Here is a 17,906-nt window from a genome sequence, read left to right as displayed (position 1 = left end):
CTTATCTTCCTCTAAATCAAATCAAAGCCAATATCTTCTCTGAAATATTTTCCATCGAAATAAATCCTGCCAGCATCGGCAGTTGCCGATTGTAAAGCCGTAAACAAATCTTTTTGTAAACTGGTAATGGCCATTACCCTCCCTCCGTTTGTTTTTACGACATCATTTTCTAGTAAAGTCCCGGCATGAAATGCGTTGGAATGGCGTAAATTCTCGATTCCGGCAATAGCCTTACCTTTCAGGTAGTCGCCTGGGTAACCACCTGCCACAATCATTACCGTGGCAGCGGTTTGCTCAGAAATTACTAAATTAATCTCGTTTAATTCTTTCTTAGCGGTAGCTAGAAACAATTCTACCAGGTCATTTTCAATTCTGGGGATCACACTTTCGGTTTCCGGATCACCCATCCTTGCATTGTATTCAATAACAAAGGGCTCTTCTCCAACTTTAATCAGTCCAAAAAAGATAAAACCTGTATATTCGATATCGTCTTTCTTTAAACCATCAACGGTTGGTTTAATAATACGTTCTTCTACTTTGGCCAAAAATTCTGGTGTAGCAAAAGGAACAGGTGAAACCGACCCCATACCACCGGTATTTAGACCGGTATCGCCCTGGCCGATCCTTTTATAATCTTTAGCAGAAGGCAGTGTAACGTAATGTTCACCATCAGTTAAAATAAACACCGAAAGTTCTATTCCGCTTAAAAATTCTTCGATCACAACTGTTGCCCCTGCTGCACCAAATTTACCACCAAGCATCAGTTTTAATTCTTCCTGGGCTTCGATGGTTTCGGTACAGATTAATACTCCTTTACCCGCTGCCAAACCATCTGCTTTTAAAACAACAGGCAAGGCATGGTTTTGCAGGTAGGCCAATCCATCTTCCAAGGTTTCGGGCGTGAAAGATCTTGAAGCCGCAGTAGGAATCCCGTGACGCTCCATAAACTGTTTAGAGAAATCTTTACTTCCTTCCAGAATAGCGCCTTCTTTTTTTGGCCCGATAACCGGAATGTGGGCAATGGCCTGATCGGCAAGGAAAAAATCATGAATACCATTTACCAAAGGTTCTTCAGGGCCTACCACAACGAGTTCGACGTTTTCGGCAAGCACTACTTTTTTGATGGCATCAAAATCGTTTACATTGATGTTGATGTTTGTACCATAAGCCCCTGTACCACCGTTACCTGGAGCAATAATTAGTTTATCGCAGTGCGAAGACTGGCTCATTTTCCAAGCGAATGCGCTTTCTCTGCCGCCTGAACCTAAAAGTAAGATATTCATACCGGCAAAGATAATATTTTAGCAGGAAGTAGCGAGTATCCAGTAATAAGTAGCGCGTATCAAATAGTCGTGTTATTTAGCGCTTCGCGTCATTTGCTCCAGCATATCCCACATTTCATTCGGAATGGCTTCCAAACCATTCATCTGCCCTGCCCCCTGCAACCACTCGCCGCCATCAATGGTAATAACTTCTCCATTGATGTAACCAGAAAAATCGCTCACCAGAAATGCGGCCAGGTTGGCCAGTTCCTGATGATCACCCACTCTTTTTAAAGGCACGCGGTTTTTAAAATCGAACTTTTTAGCTAAATCACCTGGTAACAAACGCTCCCATGCGCCTTTTGTGGGAAATGGACCTGGCGCAATGGCATTGGTACGGATACCATATTTCCCCCACTCTACAGCCAAAGATCTTGTTAATGCCAGAACGCCCCCTTTTGCACACGCGGAGGGCACAACATAGGCGGAGCCTGTAAAAGCATAAGTAGTAACAATATTTAAAACTGTCGCGGCCTGCTTTTCCTTGATCCAATGTTTGCCAAAAGTAAGTGTACAGTTAACCGTGCCCTTTAAAACGATATCGATAATAGAAGAAAAAGCATTAGCGGATAAGCGTTCAGTGGGAGAAATAAAATTACCAGCAGCATTGTTCAGTAACACATCAACAGCGCCAAACCGCTCTAATGTTTTGGCCAATACGTTTTCTACCTGCTCAATCTCCCTCACATCGCAGGCTACCGCCAGCACTTCACCACCGGTTTTTTCTTCCATTTCATCGGCAGTTTTTTGCAGTACATCCTGCTTGCGGCTGGTGATGACTACATTTGCGCCCAATTTCAAAAAATAAACGCCCATTGCTTTCCCAAGTCCCGTTCCGCCACCTGTGATAACGATGGTTTTTCCTTTTAAAGCATCTTCTTTGAGCATTGGTGAATTATAATTGAACATAATAATGAATTTGGTTAATTGGTTAACTGTTTAAATCTGATAATTGCTAAGCGGATTAATTTGTTGAACAGTACTGCCCATAGCAGATTGCCAGCTGGAAACTGTCAACTGCAACTGCAACTGCCAATGGTAAACTGAAATTATTTCCTTTGCAGGTTAGCTAAAATTGTTTTTAAAATATGGCGAGTTGCAGGCGACCACCATTGCGCCAGCATTTTCTCCAGCGTAGCAGATTGGTCGGCAGATACCGAAGCAATCAGCTCTTCGCGAATATTGATTTTACTTTGCGACCAGGTATTGCTTTCAAGCTCCATGTATTTTTTAATCTTACGCTCTGCTGCTGTTAATAAACTCTCGTTTTTAACCAATTCATCAACCAAACCAACCTTTAATGCTTCTTCGGGATTATACAATTTACCAGAAAGCAAACTGCGGGTCGCTTCGGCTTTACCGATCCAAAAAGCATATAATTGGAAAATACTATTGGGTACGATAATACCTACCGGCACTTCATTTAAACCAATAATGTATTGCCCGTCTGCCATTACCCGATAATCGCAGGCTAATGCCATTACACAACCGCCTGCCGGACTATGTCCGCTAATGGCAGCAACCATTGGTTTTTTAAACGAAACCATATTGGCTGTAAAATTTAAGAACAGCTGCCAGAAAGATCTAGCCTCGTCTTCATTATAATTATAAAGTTCAACGAGATCCAGTCCGGCAGAGAAGAAAGGCGCCGCCCCCGTTAATATTACACCGCCAATGTTATCATCGGCGGAAATATTCTCAAGCATATCTTTTAGCTCGGTAATCAGCTCCCGGTTTAGGGCATTTGATTTCCCTCTATCTAAGGTGATGGTTGCCAGCCGATCTTTAACACTTACTTTTATTGTATTCATATTAAAATAGGATCAAGATTTAAGAATCTGGTATCAAGACAAATATACGACAGCATAAGCTATGCATGCATACTAATTCAAATTTATCTATTTTTCTCTATTTAACATCATAAGTATACACTTTTCTGGCCAGGTGCCCTGCAGCGTCTATCCCCTCTATTACTACGCGATAGGTGCCTGGCTCATCTGCATTATAAAAATCAAATTGTGCTTTCCCGTCTTTATCTGTTACCACCTGTGGGTTCCAATAAATGGTTGTTCTTAAATCGGGCTTGTTTCCATTGCTTGCGGTATCGTATTTTGGCGAATAAAATTCTCTTGAAACCGTAAATCCTTTAGGATTAAGGGTTAGAATTCCCGGTGCATATTTATTTACACTTCTTCCACCGTCACCACGTTTGGTGGTAATAATAATTAATCCTCCACCTCCTCGTGAACCGTAGATAGCCGTATTGCCAATACTTTTTAACAACTCAATTGATTCCACATCCATAGGTACTACGTTATCCAGAAAATCAGCCTCCATTTGCATGCCATCAACAATAATCCCCATCGGCGTATCCTGACTACGCATGAGGTATGGCACATTTCCCCTAAATATTACACCTGGTAAACGCCCCTGTAAACATTGGGATAAGGTAACGCATGTAGATAACTGATCGGCTGTCATTACAAAATCGGCTCTACCAGCTCCGTTGAGGTTGGATGAATTTTTCGCCGGATTTTTCTTTTCTGTAATCGTTACCTCATCGAGTTTAATGGTTCGTTCCAGCAAACCCAAACGGGTCATTTCATTAAAATAGTTATCACTTTCTTTAATGTACCTCATTAAAGTATTGTTTACATTGACGTCAACATCGGCTCCATTTTTATTTTTCGTGACGATCTGCCCGGGAACAATATCCAGATTAATATCTACAAATTTCCGTTCTGTTTTAGTTCTTGCCTGAACAACAAACTTGGTACTATCGCCAAAACTTAAATTGTCAAAAACAAATTTTCCTTCGTCATTGGTTACCGTATCCAAAATATACATCGTTCCTTTCGTGGCCATAAGCATTACCTTACCACCAGGTACAGGCTTATTGCCTTTCATTACCGTTCCGCTGATGGTGATAGACTGTTCAGGCTTATAAGTGATGTTCGGACCAACATTATTGATAATATTTTTCCAAAGAAATCTTCTCCATCCCTGGGTAAGCATCAGGTTATCGAGTTCTTTTTGTGTTTGAAGATCATCTTTTAAAAAATAATGGTTGGGGTGTTCTACGTAGCCGGCCAGATCAGAAGTGAGTAATAGTGAAGTAAGGATATTCGATTCATTGTTTTCATCGGGAGCAACCTTTGTGGCATTGGTAACCGCTACCGAAAAACTACCTAAAACAGGTTTTTGATTATTATTTGCATTAAAAGTAAAAGCTGCTTTTCCTCTTTTTGAGCTTGATACATCAGATGAATTAAGTGATACATCAATTAACTCTGCCTTATTATTTATAAAAACCAGACGTTCTGCCAAAGGCTGATTGGTGCCTGAAAACAACGTAAACTGAACAATGCCCAGCGGCAGATTCTTTTTTGGGATACTGGCCACCAGTACCTGTTTATCCATTTTAGCTTTAGAGCCATAATATACATTGCCGCCTTGCTGGGCAACAACTTTTAATTCAGCTCCATTAGTAAGATCGGCACTGGCCATAATTTTAACTACTACTTTACCCGTATCTAAGGCATTTACTGAAAGTGCATAACCACTTTTAACCGCTACCGGAAGTTTAATCGTCTTTTCAGAACCATCTTTAAACTTAACTTTTGCCGAATATGATCTGCCCGACTGACTATTAAACACAAAATTTCCCATCCCCAGGTAATCTGTAGAAAAAGTAGTCACTTCATTTCCCGTTTCATCTATAACACTGCCTTTCACATCCTCACCACGACCATTAGACCCTACTGCTTTGATAGCTACCTTTTGTGGCAGTTCCTCAACAAGCGTACCTCCCTCTGGCATAAACTGCACATCTACATCATTAGAAGTCGAGGTAATCGGGATAGATTTGGTCACTTTTTGTTTATTATCAAGCGTTATGGTGGCAATAATTTTTCCAGATTTATTCTGAAAAGGCTGGTTATTGGTGAAATTAATCACGGCATCGCCTGTTAAACTGGTTTTAACTTTCCCTTTGCCAACCGAGCGATAATCTAACTGCACATCATAACTGACTTCATTCTGGCTATAAGCAATACCATTTTTATCTTCAAAATGAATGGTTGCCGTAACCTTATCTGCATTGTTTTCTTTGGCAAAATTGTAAGTGGTTTTTGTAAAAACTTTATTAGCCCAGCTATTGCCAATCTTAATGGTTTTATCATAAAAGAATTCGGTGCCAAAATTACGCATGTAGTTGGTGTAGGCCCTGATTCTATAATTACCCTCCGCTAGCGAATCTGTTAGCTTAAAATCGCCCCATGTAATTCCGCCCATAATAGGCAATTTAACCTGCTTTTTTAGCGAATCTTTTTCATTGATCAGCTCCACATACAGGATTTTACTGATATCAGATGGTGCTGAAGTTTTGGTATTTACCACATAAGCCTTAAACCAGATATCATCTCCAATGGCATAATAAGGCTTATCTAAATGAAGGTGGACTTTTTCCTGAGGATATTTACTGGTATAATCTTCCAATTTCTTTAAAAGCTGACTGAATGGATCATCATCCATCTTAAATGCGCCAAAAACGATAAGCAGAGATAGAAAACTAATTGCGAGAGTAATTTTAAGTTTCATGTGGTTAGGGTACAATTAAATACGTGTCAAGGTACAAAACCTAAGGCATACTTTTATGAAGTAAGCATGAAATTTAAAAAAAGCTTCTAAATTTTTAGTTGATCGCTTTAAATTTGCTTTATTTATCGAGTTGCAGGATTACAAGTCACATTATCATCAGCATTTCATTTCTATGAAAAATGTTGCCGGTTAAGGGGTATGAAAAGAGCATACGGTGGTTCTTGGCAGCATCCGCTCTGCCTGATGGCCATTTTATTCCTGCTGTTTATTGTTTTCAATATTCAGCTTTATCATTTGGTATTATTCTATCGGTTGGTGTCGCAGAGAGTGAAACAGGATTAGGAAATGAACATTCAGTGGTCGGATAAGATTTAGGAACAAGGGTTTCTGCGCCCTGCAACCCTACATATGGAATACTGCATTGGCCAATTAGCCCTGGTTGCAGCGGTACCCTGCAGCAACGAGGTGCGAGGCAGCGAAGCGTACAAGCGGAAAACGGGAGCAAAATTAATGTGTTGTACTAGCCCTGCGCTCCAAATAATAAAATATCTATTTGTAAGGAAATGAGCATATCGTGGTACAAGACCACGATTAATTTAACGCGTATTCTTTGCGCCCAAGCTTTAACGGATAGGTTTTGGATAAAGCTAGAACTTATTCTTCCACATCATGCTTTCTACCGGCTGGGGGGGTATTATTCTATCGGTTAGTATCGTACACGGTGAAATAGATTTGGAAATGAACTTCAGTAGTCTTTGGCGGAGGGCAGTCCCGCTTTTCATTCCAAGTCCTCGCTGCGCTCCGGGCTTTACATTGCAATCGGGTTTAGAAACAAGAGTTTCTGCGCCCTGCAACCCTACATATGGAATACCGCATTGGCCAATTAGCCCTGGTTGCAGCGGTACCCTGCAGCAACGAGGTACGAGGCAGCGAAGCGTACAAGCGGAAAACGGGAAGACACTTCGTGTTTCGCACAAAACCTGCGCTCCAAAAAATGACGCTTTTTATGAATCAAAAAACAAGTAGTTTATGGTTTAGGAAGCAGGCTTGTAGTGTCGCAGGCAGCCTTAATCCCATTTGACGACCGCTCCCTTTCAAGCTCTCAGCTTTGACAATAAATAGATCCCCAGAACAACATAGTTTAGAACTTATTCTTCCACATCATGCTTTCTACCGGCCGGGTGGTTTTATTGTTGTACTTTGCATTACCCTTTGAATTGTACATAGTTTCAATTTTACCTTCAACAACAAAATAAATCAATTGGCCAATGGGCATTCCGGCATAAACTTTTACTGGTTGCGCTACCGATATTTCCAATGTCCAGGTATTACAAAAACCGACATCGCCTTTACCTGCCGTGGCATGGATATCGATACCCAGGCGCCCCGTGCTGCTTTTTCCTTCTAAAAAAGGTACATGTCCGTGTGTTTCGGTGTATTCTAAGGTAACCCCCAGGTATAGCGTACCCGGGTAGAGTACATAACCATCCTTAGGAATTTCAAAATGTTCAATTTCGTTATGCGCCTTCGCATCAAGCACACGGCTTTTATAGGTAGCCAAATATTTACCTAAATGAACATCATACGAATTGGTTCCTAAACATTCGCGTTTAAAAGGCTCAATAATGATTGTTCCCTTCTCCATTTCTTCCAATATTCTGCTATCAGATAATATCATTTTTATGCGTATTTTTGGCCTAAATTATCATTTATTTAAGATAATTTTGCATGTAATCTCCAATTTAATCAATGCCAATAATTTACCACAAAAATATTGATCAGCATTCTGTTTTAGCCATTTGGAAAATTGAGGAAACAGAAGAAGAGTTGTTGGCCGGACTGCAGCTTAAGCAGCATGAACATGATATTATTTCATCACTAAACAGTGGCAAAAGGCTATTGCACTGGTTAAGCACCAGATTGCTTTTGAGAACCATGCTAAACACAACTGAGTATATCGACTGCCAATTTGATGAACATGGCAAACCTTATCTGGTTAATTTCGATTACCATATTTCGTTGAGCCATTCTTACGATTATGCTGCCGTAATGATTAGCAAAGACCATCCTGTTGGTATCGATATTGAACTTATTAAGCATAAAATAAAAAGCATTAAACATAAATTTTTAAGCGATTTAGAGCTTGCCCAAAAACAGATTGGGGATAATACGGATGGCTTGTATGTAGCCTGGTGTGCCAAAGAGGCCATTTATAAGTGGCATGGCAAAAAAGGATTGGAATTTAAGCAGCATATCCATATCAAACCTTTTAAGCTAAAAAACGAAGGTTCACTAAATGCATTGGTAGAGCTACCATCAGGTACGCGGGAGCTGACCATTAATTATTTCAAAACAACAGACGGTTACATGTTAGGCTACGTAGCCGGCAATTCTTAATTTACATGGAGATGAACGAGACAGCGGATAAAGCAATTGCAACACCATTAAAACCAACCATTTTTGCAGACTGGGGCTTAACGGACTACCAGGAAGCCTGGGATAAACAGGAAGATTTGCTCAATAAAACGGTGGCCATTAAAACAGAAAACCGGATTAACAATACGAATAAGCCTACACCTAATCATCTTATATTTTGCGAGCATCCACATGTTTATACTTTAGGTAAAAGCGGTCACCCCGAAAATTTATTGTTGGATGAGCAGGGTTTAAAAGATAAACAGGCAACCTATTATAAAATAAACCGCGGTGGCGACATTACCTATCATGGCCCCGGGCAGATTGTAGGCTACCCGATCCTTGATCTTGATAACTTCTTTACCGATATCCATTTATACCTACGTACCCTGGAGGAAGCCATTATCCTTACCTTAAAGGATTACGGGATAGAAGCAGGACGTTATCCTGGTTTTACCGGGGTTTGGTTAGATGCAGATAATGAAAAAGCACGCAAGATATGCGCCATGGGCGTTCGTTGCAGCCGATGGGTGACCATGCACGGCTTTGCCTTTAACGTAAATGTAGATTTAGATTATTTTAAGAATATTGTGCCCTGTGGCATTGATGATAAAGCGGTAACTTCGCTGGCAAAGGAATTGGGATATCAGCCGGATATGGAAGAAGTGAAAGGCAAACTGAAAAACCATATCGCCGAATTGTTTGAGATGAAGCTGGTTTAACAGCGATAAAACCAAGTTAGACATTACTTCGTAAATTAAGTTATGAAGTTTTTATTAAGTGCCATTTTATTTTCTTTCTTAACTTCGGGCTGCACTAAACAAGCCCCCATGATGAACGAGCCCGTAACCGATCAAGCTATAAATCCTTCAAAAGGAACAGGAAATTTTACTTATTTAGCCCTCGGCGATTCTTATACAATTGGTGAATCGGTTAAACAAGCAGAATCTTTCCCATACCAGCTTCAAGGTTTGTTAAAAGCTCAAAACATTACCGTAGCAAATCCCAAAATTATTGCGGTTACAGGCTGGACCACCAACGAGCTTCAGGCGGCCATTAAAAGTGAAAATGTAAACGGCACCTTCAGTTTTGTGACACTTTTAATCGGTGTAAACAATCAATACAGGGGTTACCCCTTAAGTACCTACAAAAAGGAATTCTCAGAATTATTGCAAACGGCAATTGCTTATGCAGGTGGTAATAAAACCAGGGTTTTTGTAGTTTCCATACCCGATTGGGGCGTTACTCCTTTTGGCAAAAACTCAGGAAGAAGCACGCAAACCATATCAAGTGAAATTGATAGTTTTAACGCGGCAAACCAGGAGATAACACTTGCAGCCGGTGTGAGTTACACCAATATTACCCCTGCATCAAGAAATGCAACTACCGACCTATCTCTGGTAGCAGACGATGGTTTACACCCAAGTGCTAAAATGTATGCCGAATGGGCCACTGCTTTATCAACAAAAGTATCAGCGGTGTTGAAATAATTAAAATACTCATTTATTCTGTTTTTAAATTAAAAAATTTATTTTAGTTCGACAATTTAAATTAATCACCTTTAAAAACAGTAATTTATGAATGAGTATGAATCAAGCGGAGTAGCCGCAGGCATTGGAGGGGGTATTGCAATCTTATATCTTGCAATAATCGTAATAATGATTGTGGGCATGTGGAAAGTGTTCGAAAAAGCGGGCAAACCAGGCTGGGCAGCTATTATTCCTATTTACAACTTAATTATCTTATTAGAGATTGTTGGTAAACCGATGATCTGGATTTTATGGTTAATCATTCCTTGCGTGAACATTGTATTTGCAATCTGGCTTTACAATTTAGTAAGCAAAAGCTTTGGCAAATCAGAGGGTTTTACAGTTGGTATGGTTATTTTCCCTTACATCTTCTGGCCAATTTTAGGTTTTGGAGATGCTAAATACTTAGGCCCATCAGCAGCGGAAGCACAAAATGGCGGTTTTGGAAACAATCCTTTTAACAATCCAAACAACCCATTTAACAGTACCAACAATCCTTTCAACAAACCAACCGGTCATCAAGATCATCCAAATGATACTCCGCCACCAGTAGTATAATTCAGGATGTTTACCATATTTATATTTTGCAGCCTAATCAACCTGGTTGATTGGCTGCAAAATCATTTAATTCCCTGCCCATTTAAGGCTTTAACCGGCATCGATTGCCCCGGCTGCGGCTTTCAGAGATCATTTATCGCGCTTATTCAAGGCGATTTATCAAAAAGCTGGTCACTTTATCCCCCAACCATTCCCTTACTGTTTTTATTTATCTCAACTGTTTTATTGTATCGCTTTCAGTTTAAAAAACGCTCTTTTATCTTTAAAATATTGGTTCTCGTTATCGGTAATTTTGTGATGATCTGCTATTTACAAAAGATGTTTTTCAGCTAAACGCCTATGTTAGCGGTAAGATGATTGTAATCCTTTAATACTGTTTCCAGAAACTGTAATTCGTTCATCCCAACCGGAATGTTTACCAAAATATGGGCTTTGGTTTTAGCCGCCATGGCATAAATTAAATCGGGATTCCCTGTTTGATAATAACTGGTCAACACTTCATGAATAAGCTCTATATCCCGATCGTTTAAATGCAGTACTTCCTTAAACAGCGGTTCATATTCTTCGGGTAAATTAAAACTGAATGCTACATTGGCCAATTCGGTACGGGGTTTGGTTTTTATTAAGGTGGTTTTGGCCAGTAAATCCCCTAACCGCTGGTGGTTTTTGGTTATGGCTACTGATACCAGTGCGACTACGCCCCAGCCAAAAGGAAAGCCGAAATCAATCATCCGGAATAACCACCTGAAAATATACTGCCCGAAAGTTGGCTGTGTACCATCAATGCTGATCACCTTGATCTTTAACACCTTTTTTCCAAAAGTTTGTCCATCCATAGTGATTTCGCACACCAGATCATAGAAAATAAAAACGGCCAGAAAAATAAAAAAAATGATCATTGCAGCAATGCCTGACATCGCCATCCGGGTTGCGCCCATAACAACCATCGTAATTACAGCAAGAACTGCAAATCCGGCCAGGTCGATACATCTTGCAGCTATCCGTTCTCCAAGACCGGCAATTTCGTAATCAATATCAATATTCTGAGCCGTGCTAATTCTGATGCTATCCATATTCAAACATAATTTTTTTTAAGATAATAGCCGCAGGTAAATCTTTATTTTTTGTAACTAAAGTTTTATTATATTTTTAGTTTAGCTAATTCATCTATGTATATTTGTTTTGATGAGTTAAAACATCTGAGAATAATGTGGGTTTTATTTCCATAAAATTTTAGCTATTTTAACCCAAGATTTGTTAACGCCTTTAAATGAGAGAAGCTTTATTTGTTAAACAGAATTCGAATAAGTGGCAGCATTACGATTCCATGCAGCAGGCAAGTCCTGATGAAGTAGCCAATCAGTTTATCGAGATCACCAACGATCTGGCCTACTCCAAAACGTTTTATCCAAATTCGAAAACTACTGCCTATCTCAATGGCTTAGCTTCCAAATTACACCAATCTGTTTACAAAAACAAAAAGGAAAAATCGAACCGATTTATTCATTTCTGGAAAACCGAGCTTCCGTTAATATTCTTACAACACAGAAAACAGGTGTTGTATGCCCTGGCGTTTTTTTTGGTTTCTTGTGCTATTGGCGCCCTATCTGCTAAATATGATGATACGTTTGTTCGTTTGATTATGGGTGATGCCTATGTAAATATGACGAACGAAAACATTGCAAAAGGCGATCCTTTTGGCGTGTATAAGCAGCGTAATGAATTGATGATGTTTATGCAAATTGGGTTTAACAATATTTTTGTCGCGCTGTACACCTTTGTTTTGGGCATCATATTTTCTTTCGGATCTATTGTTTCGTTGTTCAGAAACGGCATCATGCTCGGTTCGTTCCAATACTTCTTTTTTAGCAAAGGTATTGGCTTTCAATCGGTTATGGTGATTTGGATTCATGGAACACTGGAAATTTCTGCAATTGTTTTGGCCGGTGCGGCCGGGTTAGTTTTAGGCAATAGTCTTTTATTCCCTAAAACCTATACCCGAATGGCCGCTGTACTAAAAGGCGCAAAAGATGGACTAAAAATGGTAATAGGCCTGATACCCATTTTTATTGTGGCCGCATTTTTTGAAAGCTTTGTTACCCGACATACGGAAATGCCTTTGTGGTTAAGTGCACTAATTTTATTATCTTCTGCAGCTTTTATCATCTGGTACGTATTTATTTATCCCATTAAAGTCTATTATCATAAGCAACACCAACATGCTAGGGAAAATTGAATTTAAGAAAAAAAGAGATTTCGGACAGGTGATCAACGATACCTTTACCTTCATGCGTCAAAATTTTAAGCCACTAATCAAAGTATACTTTACTTTTTGCGGTTTATTTGTACTGGCCAGCATGTTAACCATGTTAATGCAACAATATAAGATGGTTAATATTATCAATACCATCGGTAATGGAAGAAACAGCAATGGTTTAGGATTCTCTGCATTATATGGTATAGAATATTTTCTTTCTATTTTGTTTTCTTTAGCCTCATATACCAGCATGAGTGTTGCCATACTCTCTTATATAGCCATTTACGTCGTAAAAGGGAACCAAACACCTACAACTGATGAAGTATGGGGGTACTTTAAATATTACTTCTTCAGGGTTTTTGGTAGTTCTATTTTACTACTCATTATGTTGGTTGTTGCTTTTATGTTTTGTCTTGTGCCTGGCTTTTGGTTATTCCCATATGTAGCGATGATGTTTCCCATCATGGTGATCGAAAATGGTTCTTTAGGTTATTCCTTTGGTAGAAGTTTCAATATTATAAAAGATAATTTTTGGATTACCTTTGGTACGCTGATCGTTATATGGATTATTGTTTACGCCTGTATGAGCATGATTGTTCTGCCTACCAGTCTCTTTAATATGATTGGGATGTTTACGCATAAAGGCCCGCACATGTCATTAACACTTACCATGATCACAACGGTTCTGCAGTCATTATGCCAGGTATTTACCATTATCCCCATCATTACCATTTCATTGGCGTATTTCAGTTTGGTTGAACAAAAAGAAAGCACCGGTTTAATGGAGAGGATTTCAAATTTTGGCGGTACCGACAAACCTATTGATAGCAGACCTGAAGAATACTAAAATGCAACGCGCACTGTTCCGATATCTTCTTGCTTCAGTTTTGTTTTTTATTCCGGTAATCAGCAAAGCACAAACTGTTAAGCCCAAACCTATTGTTAAGGAAATCAGGACAGACAGTGTTCAAATTACCCCACTAAAATTTGATAAAGATTCCATCAGCAGTTATAAAGAGCAAAAAGAATTTCAATATGACGAAATCGGCCCGCAACAACTGTCTTGGTGGGATAAATTCTGGAGGTGGTTTTGGCAGTTAATCGGCTCATTGATTCAGGGTGCAACCTCTAATTTAATTTCGAGGTATATTTTTATCGGACTAGGGATAGCAATTATTTTGTTTATCGTCATCAAAATAATCGGGGCCGAGAACATATTCAGTAAAAAATCAAAAGCAACAGTCCTTCCATACGATGTGATTACCGAAAACATCCATGAAATCGATTATGAACAGGAGTTACAAAGATTAATTGCCGAAAGGAAATTCCGGCTGGCAGTCAGGCTTCTATATTTAAGGGCGTTAAAAAAACTGAGTGATGCCGAAATCATCAATTGGCAGCCCGACAAAACCAATTATCATTATTTAATGGAAATTGATAAACCGGATCTTCGAAATCATTTTAGTAAGCTTACCCTACAGTTTGACTATATCTGGTATGGAGATTTCCCTATTGATGAGGTAAAATTTGAGCCTATCAACCAATCATTCAACCAGTTTAACAGCCAGATCAAATGAAAGGTTACAAAATATATCTGATTGCTGGTACTATCCTGATTCTCCTGTACCTGGTTGCGCAATACAACAAACCAACTCCAACAAACTGGGCACCAACTTATGCCGTAAATGATAAAATCCCTTACGGAACATACATTTTATACCACCGGATAAAGGATATTTTACCTGAGGCAAAGATAATGTCGTCTAAAACCGCCATTTACAATACTTTAAAGGATAAAAGTTTTAACAAAACAGCCTATTTAATCGTTGCCCAGCAAACAGATATCAGCAAAACAGATTTTGATCAGCTGGTTAAATACATGCAGGGCGGCAATGATGTTTTTATTGCCAGTTACGATCTGGGGAAAATAGAAAAAAACCTAAAAATACAAGCACTTAGTGCCATGTCGGCAGAAGGAAACACGCTGAATTTCACCAATCCAAACCTTAAAACGGAGGCAAATTATGGTTTTGAAAGAGGGATTGGCAGTCAATATTATAGTAAACTCGATACCAGTAAAGCTACTGTACTCGGCGTAAACGGAGACGGGAAACCCAATTTTTTGCGTTACAGCTATGGCAAAGGAAATCTATACCTGATTGCCGAGCCAGGTTTTTACACTAATTTTAATCTATTGGATAAATATGGTGCAGAATATGCTGCTAAGACCTTAAGTTACTTAAACGGAACTCAGCAGCTCATTTTTGATGAATATTTTTCTGCGCAAAAAGCCACCACTACAGATATGCTCAGGGTCTTCTTTAAACACCCCGAACTTAAATATGCTTATTATCTGACCATATTCAGCTTGATTATTTTTGTGCTGTACGATATGAAACGAAGGCAAAGAATTATCCCGGTTGCCGATCCGCTTACCAACTCTTCATTGGCTTTTGTTCAGGTGGTGGGTAGCGTTTATTACCACGAACGCAACAACCTGGATATCGCTTTAAAAAAAATCAACTATTTCCTGGAGTACTTAAGAACCAGGTATTATCTAAAAACCAACGAAATTGACAGCAAATTTGCCCAGGTACTCATGGAGAAAACAGGCATTAACGAATCATTGGCCAAAACCCTTACCCAGCATTTTATACAAATTCCAACCACGGGCAACTTAAGTGATACCCAATTGATTTATTTAAACGACAGCATAGAACAGTTTTATAAAAATACGCAAAGCAATGGAACAAGAACAGTTTAATCCACGTACCGATTTAAGTGCCTTAAATGAAGCCGTTAATCAGATCAGAAATGTACTTGGAAATATCATTATCGGCCAAAAACAGGTTATTGACTTCTTAATTGTTGGTTTGCTTGCCGATGGACATATCTTAATTGAGGGCGTGCCGGGAGTAGCTAAAACGCTCAGTGCAAAATTGCTCGCAAAATCCATAGAAGCCCAATTTTCGAGGGTGCAGTTTACCCCCGATTTAATGCCTTCTGATGTATTGGGAACCCCGATATTTAATACTAAAACAGGAGACTTTGAATTTAGAAAAGGTCCGATTTTCGGTAATATTATTTTGGTTGATGAGATTAACCGTGCACCAGCCAAAACCCAGTCAGCACTTTTCGAAGTGATGGAAGAACGCCAGGTCACTATTGATGGAGAAACCTACATGATGGACGAACCGTTTATGGTGTTGGCCACCCAAAACCCTATTGAGCAGGAAGGCACCTACCGCTTACCTGAAGCACAGCTAGACAGGTTTTTGTTTAAAATTGAAGTCAAATACCCCTCACTGGAGGAAGAAACCGCAATTTTACAGGCACAACATAGCCTGGTTAATAAAACATTGCTGAGCGAAGTAAAACCGGTATTGTCCATTCGCCAGATACTGGAAGCCAGGGGCGTTATCCGCAGTATGTTTGTGGAACCTAAGCTATTGGAATTTATTGCCAAGATTGTAAGCGAAACCCGCAATAACCCCTCGCTTTATTTAGGCGCTTCGCCAAGGGCTTCGTTAGCCATCGTACATAGTGCAAAAGCTTTTGCTGCCATTCAGGGCCGCGATTTTATTACGCCTGATGATATTATTGCTGTTGCTATCCCTGTATTGGCGCATAGGGTATTATTATCTCCTGAAAAGGAAATGGAAGGCTTAACCACAAGCGACATTATACACCAGATCATTAAAAAGATAGAGGTACCGAGGTAGGCCGGTTTGCAGTTTTCAGTTTGCAGTTTGCAGTTTGCAGTTGCCAGTTTGCAGTTATAGTTAACCGATTTAAATAATTAACCGATTAAAGAACATTGAAAAAATTCTTTCAGCAATATTACAAAAACCTGTTCCTGAGCGATCGTTTATTCGCGGCTTTAGGATGCTGCATTTTACTTTTCTTGCTGAAGTTCTTTTTTGCGTGGTTAGGCGATATCCCTGAAATTGCAACAGGTGCTGTTATCCTATTATTTTTTGTTGATGTGATTATTCTATACCGTAGTAACAATGGGATTGAAGCCCGAAGGTTAACTGCTAAACGTTTAAGTAATGGTGATGAAAACCCAATACAGATCGAAATAAAAAATAATTACGGCTTTGGGGTGAATGCAAGGGTAATCGATGAGATACCTTTTCAGTTTCAGATTCGTGATAAAGATTTTAAGCTCCATTTAAAACCCGCAGAAATAAAATCAATCTATTACAACCTGCGCCCAACAAAACGTGGTGAATATGATTTTGGATTTATTAGAGTGTACATTAGCTCTCCTCTGGGCTTGATCAGCCGTCACTACAATTTCGATGGAGCCAAAATTTTACCTGTTTTTCCATCGTTCATCCATCTCGGTCAATATGAATTAATGGCTGCTTCGCGCTATTTAACCGAATTTGGAATTAAAAAGATCAGAAAGATCGGACAAAGCAGTGAATTTGACCAGATTAAAAATTATGTTGGCGGCGACGATATCCGTACCATTAACTGGAAAGCCACGGCACGAAAAAGCAGTTTAATGGTGAATACCTATATCGATGAAAAATCGCAGCATATCTATTGTATCATCGATAAATCGCGTGTAATGCGCATGCCCTTTGAAGGATTGAGTCTACTTGATTATGCCATAAATGCAACCGTTGCGCTTTCAAAAGTGGCCATGCTTAAAGAAGATAAAGCCGGATTGATTACATTATCTGAAACGATCGGGTCGATAGTGCCAGCCGACCGTAAAGCCTCGCAGTTGGGCAGCATTATGAATGTGCTTTATAAAGAAAAAACAAGGTATTTGGAAAGCAATCTTGAGGCTTTATACACTACCGTTCGTTCTGTTGTAAAACAACGTGGCCTTTTGGTTTTCTTTACCAATTTTGAGAGTTTATCGGCCCTTCAGCGTCAACTACCGTATTTAAAAAGAATCGCTAAATACCACTTATTGCTGGTTGTATTTTTTGAAAATACCGAATTAAAAGAGTTGAGTACGGAACCTGCTAAAGATGTAGAAGGCATTTATCATAAAACCATCGCAGAGAAATTTATCTATGAGAAAAAATTGATGGTTAAAGAATTAAACAAACATGGTATTCTGGCTATTCTTACACCTCCGCAAAAGCTTACTGTAAATGTCATTAATCAATATTTGGCACTGAAGGCACAGCAGCGGATTTAGGCCACAGTCCTGAGTCTGTAGTCCGTAGGCGACTTATGACTCATGACTATCGACTCCGGACT

General features: G+C 39.4%; 17 protein-coding genes. 11 read left to right on the top strand and 6 right to left on the bottom strand.

The features are described from left to right. Positions 1–11: 11 nt before the first annotated feature. The 5 genes from purD to dcd form a co-directional block, all read right to left on the bottom strand. Positions 12–1,283: a phosphoribosylamine--glycine ligase gene (gene purD, locus QZ738_RS01850; RefSeq protein ID WP_293783697.1), complete on the bottom strand. Its 1,272-nt coding sequence runs from the start codon at positions 1,281–1,283 to the stop codon at positions 12–14. A 72-nt stretch (positions 1,284–1,355) separates the two neighbouring features. Next, entirely contained in the window at positions 1,356–2,231 is an 876-nt protein-coding gene (locus tag QZ738_RS01845) for an SDR family oxidoreductase (protein WP_293783694.1), read from the bottom strand. A 140-nt stretch (positions 2,232–2,371) separates the two neighbouring features. Next, positions 2,372–3,133, bottom strand: a complete 762-nt coding sequence (locus tag QZ738_RS01840; RefSeq protein WP_293783691.1) for an enoyl-CoA hydratase/isomerase family protein — start codon at positions 3,131–3,133, stop codon at positions 2,372–2,374. Positions 3,134–3,230: 97 nt separating this feature from the next. After that, entirely contained in the window at positions 3,231–5,921 is a 2,691-nt protein-coding gene (locus tag QZ738_RS01835) for a carboxypeptidase-like regulatory domain-containing protein (protein WP_293783688.1), read from the bottom strand. 1,141 nt (positions 5,922–7,062) lie between these two features. Then, complete coding sequence (dcd, locus tag QZ738_RS01830; protein ID WP_293783685.1) at positions 7,063–7,599, bottom strand: dCTP deaminase; 537 nt, start codon at positions 7,597–7,599, stop codon at positions 7,063–7,065. 71 nt (positions 7,600–7,670) lie between these two features. Between dcd and QZ738_RS01825 the strand changes: the two genes are divergently transcribed. The 5 genes from QZ738_RS01825 (at position 7,671) to QZ738_RS21285 (ending at position 10,756) form a co-directional block, all read left to right on the top strand. Continuing rightward, positions 7,671–8,318, top strand: a complete 648-nt coding sequence (locus QZ738_RS01825) for a 4'-phosphopantetheinyl transferase superfamily protein (protein WP_293783682.1) — start codon at positions 7,671–7,673, stop codon at positions 8,316–8,318. Between the two features lie 11 nt (positions 8,319–8,329). Continuing rightward, positions 8,330–9,058 carry a lipoyl(octanoyl) transferase LipB gene (gene lipB, locus QZ738_RS01820; RefSeq protein ID WP_293783678.1) on the top strand — a complete coding sequence of 243 codons (729 nt, stop codon included), beginning with the start codon at positions 8,330–8,332 and terminating at the stop codon, positions 9,056–9,058. A gap of 42 nt (positions 9,059–9,100) precedes the next feature. After that, a complete protein-coding gene (locus tag QZ738_RS01815; RefSeq protein ID WP_293783675.1) occupies positions 9,101–9,826 on the top strand; it encodes an SGNH/GDSL hydrolase family protein in 726 nt (241 codons plus the stop codon). An 87-nt stretch (positions 9,827–9,913) separates the two neighbouring features. Then, complete coding sequence (locus QZ738_RS01810) at positions 9,914–10,423, top strand: DUF5684 domain-containing protein (protein ID WP_293783672.1); 510 nt, start codon at positions 9,914–9,916, stop codon at positions 10,421–10,423. A gap of 6 nt (positions 10,424–10,429) precedes the next feature. Continuing rightward, the gene (locus QZ738_RS21285; RefSeq protein WP_367268553.1) at positions 10,430–10,756 is read left to right on the top strand and encodes a DUF2752 domain-containing protein; all 327 of its coding nucleotides are present in this window, start codon (positions 10,430–10,432) and stop codon (positions 10,754–10,756) included. On the opposite strand, the gene QZ738_RS01805 is transcribed toward QZ738_RS21285, so the two are convergent. Further along, positions 10,753–11,496 carry an RDD family protein gene (locus QZ738_RS01805; protein ID WP_293783669.1) on the bottom strand — a complete coding sequence of 248 codons (744 nt, stop codon included), beginning with the start codon at positions 11,494–11,496 and terminating at the stop codon, positions 10,753–10,755. The two genes, QZ738_RS21285 and QZ738_RS01805, sit on opposite strands and share 4 nt — an antisense overlap. A gap of 197 nt (positions 11,497–11,693) precedes the next feature. Here QZ738_RS01805 and QZ738_RS01800 point away from each other — a divergent pair, with 197 nt between their 5' ends. The 6 genes from QZ738_RS01800 (at position 11,694) to QZ738_RS01775 (ending at position 17,844) form a co-directional block, all read left to right on the top strand. Beyond that, the gene (locus QZ738_RS01800; protein ID WP_293783666.1) at positions 11,694–12,659 is read left to right on the top strand and encodes a stage II sporulation protein M; all 966 of its coding nucleotides are present in this window, start codon (positions 11,694–11,696) and stop codon (positions 12,657–12,659) included. After that, positions 12,643–13,527 carry a hypothetical protein gene (locus tag QZ738_RS01795; RefSeq protein ID WP_293783663.1) on the top strand — a complete coding sequence of 295 codons (885 nt, stop codon included), beginning with the start codon at positions 12,643–12,645 and terminating at the stop codon, positions 13,525–13,527. The genes QZ738_RS01800 and QZ738_RS01795 overlap by 17 nt, the downstream gene beginning before the upstream one ends. Position 13,528: 1 nt before the next feature. Next, positions 13,529–14,257: a DUF4129 domain-containing protein gene (locus QZ738_RS01790; protein ID WP_293783661.1), complete on the top strand. Its 729-nt coding sequence runs from the start codon at positions 13,529–13,531 to the stop codon at positions 14,255–14,257. Then, positions 14,254–15,444 carry a DUF4350 domain-containing protein gene (locus QZ738_RS01785; RefSeq protein ID WP_293783658.1) on the top strand — a complete coding sequence of 397 codons (1,191 nt, stop codon included), beginning with the start codon at positions 14,254–14,256 and terminating at the stop codon, positions 15,442–15,444. Before QZ738_RS01790 ends, QZ738_RS01785 begins: the two co-directional genes overlap by 4 nt. Beyond that, positions 15,425–16,402 (top strand): MoxR family ATPase, encoded by a 978-nt coding sequence (locus QZ738_RS01780; protein WP_293783655.1) that lies wholly within the window; start codon positions 15,425–15,427, stop codon positions 16,400–16,402. Before QZ738_RS01785 ends, QZ738_RS01780 begins: the two co-directional genes overlap by 20 nt. Positions 16,403–16,497: 95 nt before the next feature. Then, on the top strand, positions 16,498–17,844 hold the full coding sequence (locus QZ738_RS01775; protein WP_293783652.1) for a DUF58 domain-containing protein: 1,347 nt from the start codon (positions 16,498–16,500) through the stop codon (positions 17,842–17,844). Positions 17,845–17,906 lie beyond the last annotated feature (62 nt).

This window comes from uncultured Pedobacter sp. (assembly GCF_913776295.1).
Classification (GTDB): domain Bacteria; phylum Bacteroidota; class Bacteroidia; order Sphingobacteriales; family Sphingobacteriaceae; genus Pedobacter.
The sequence above is the reverse complement of the archived record's forward strand: the minus strand, read 5'-3'. Positions and strand labels throughout refer to the sequence as shown.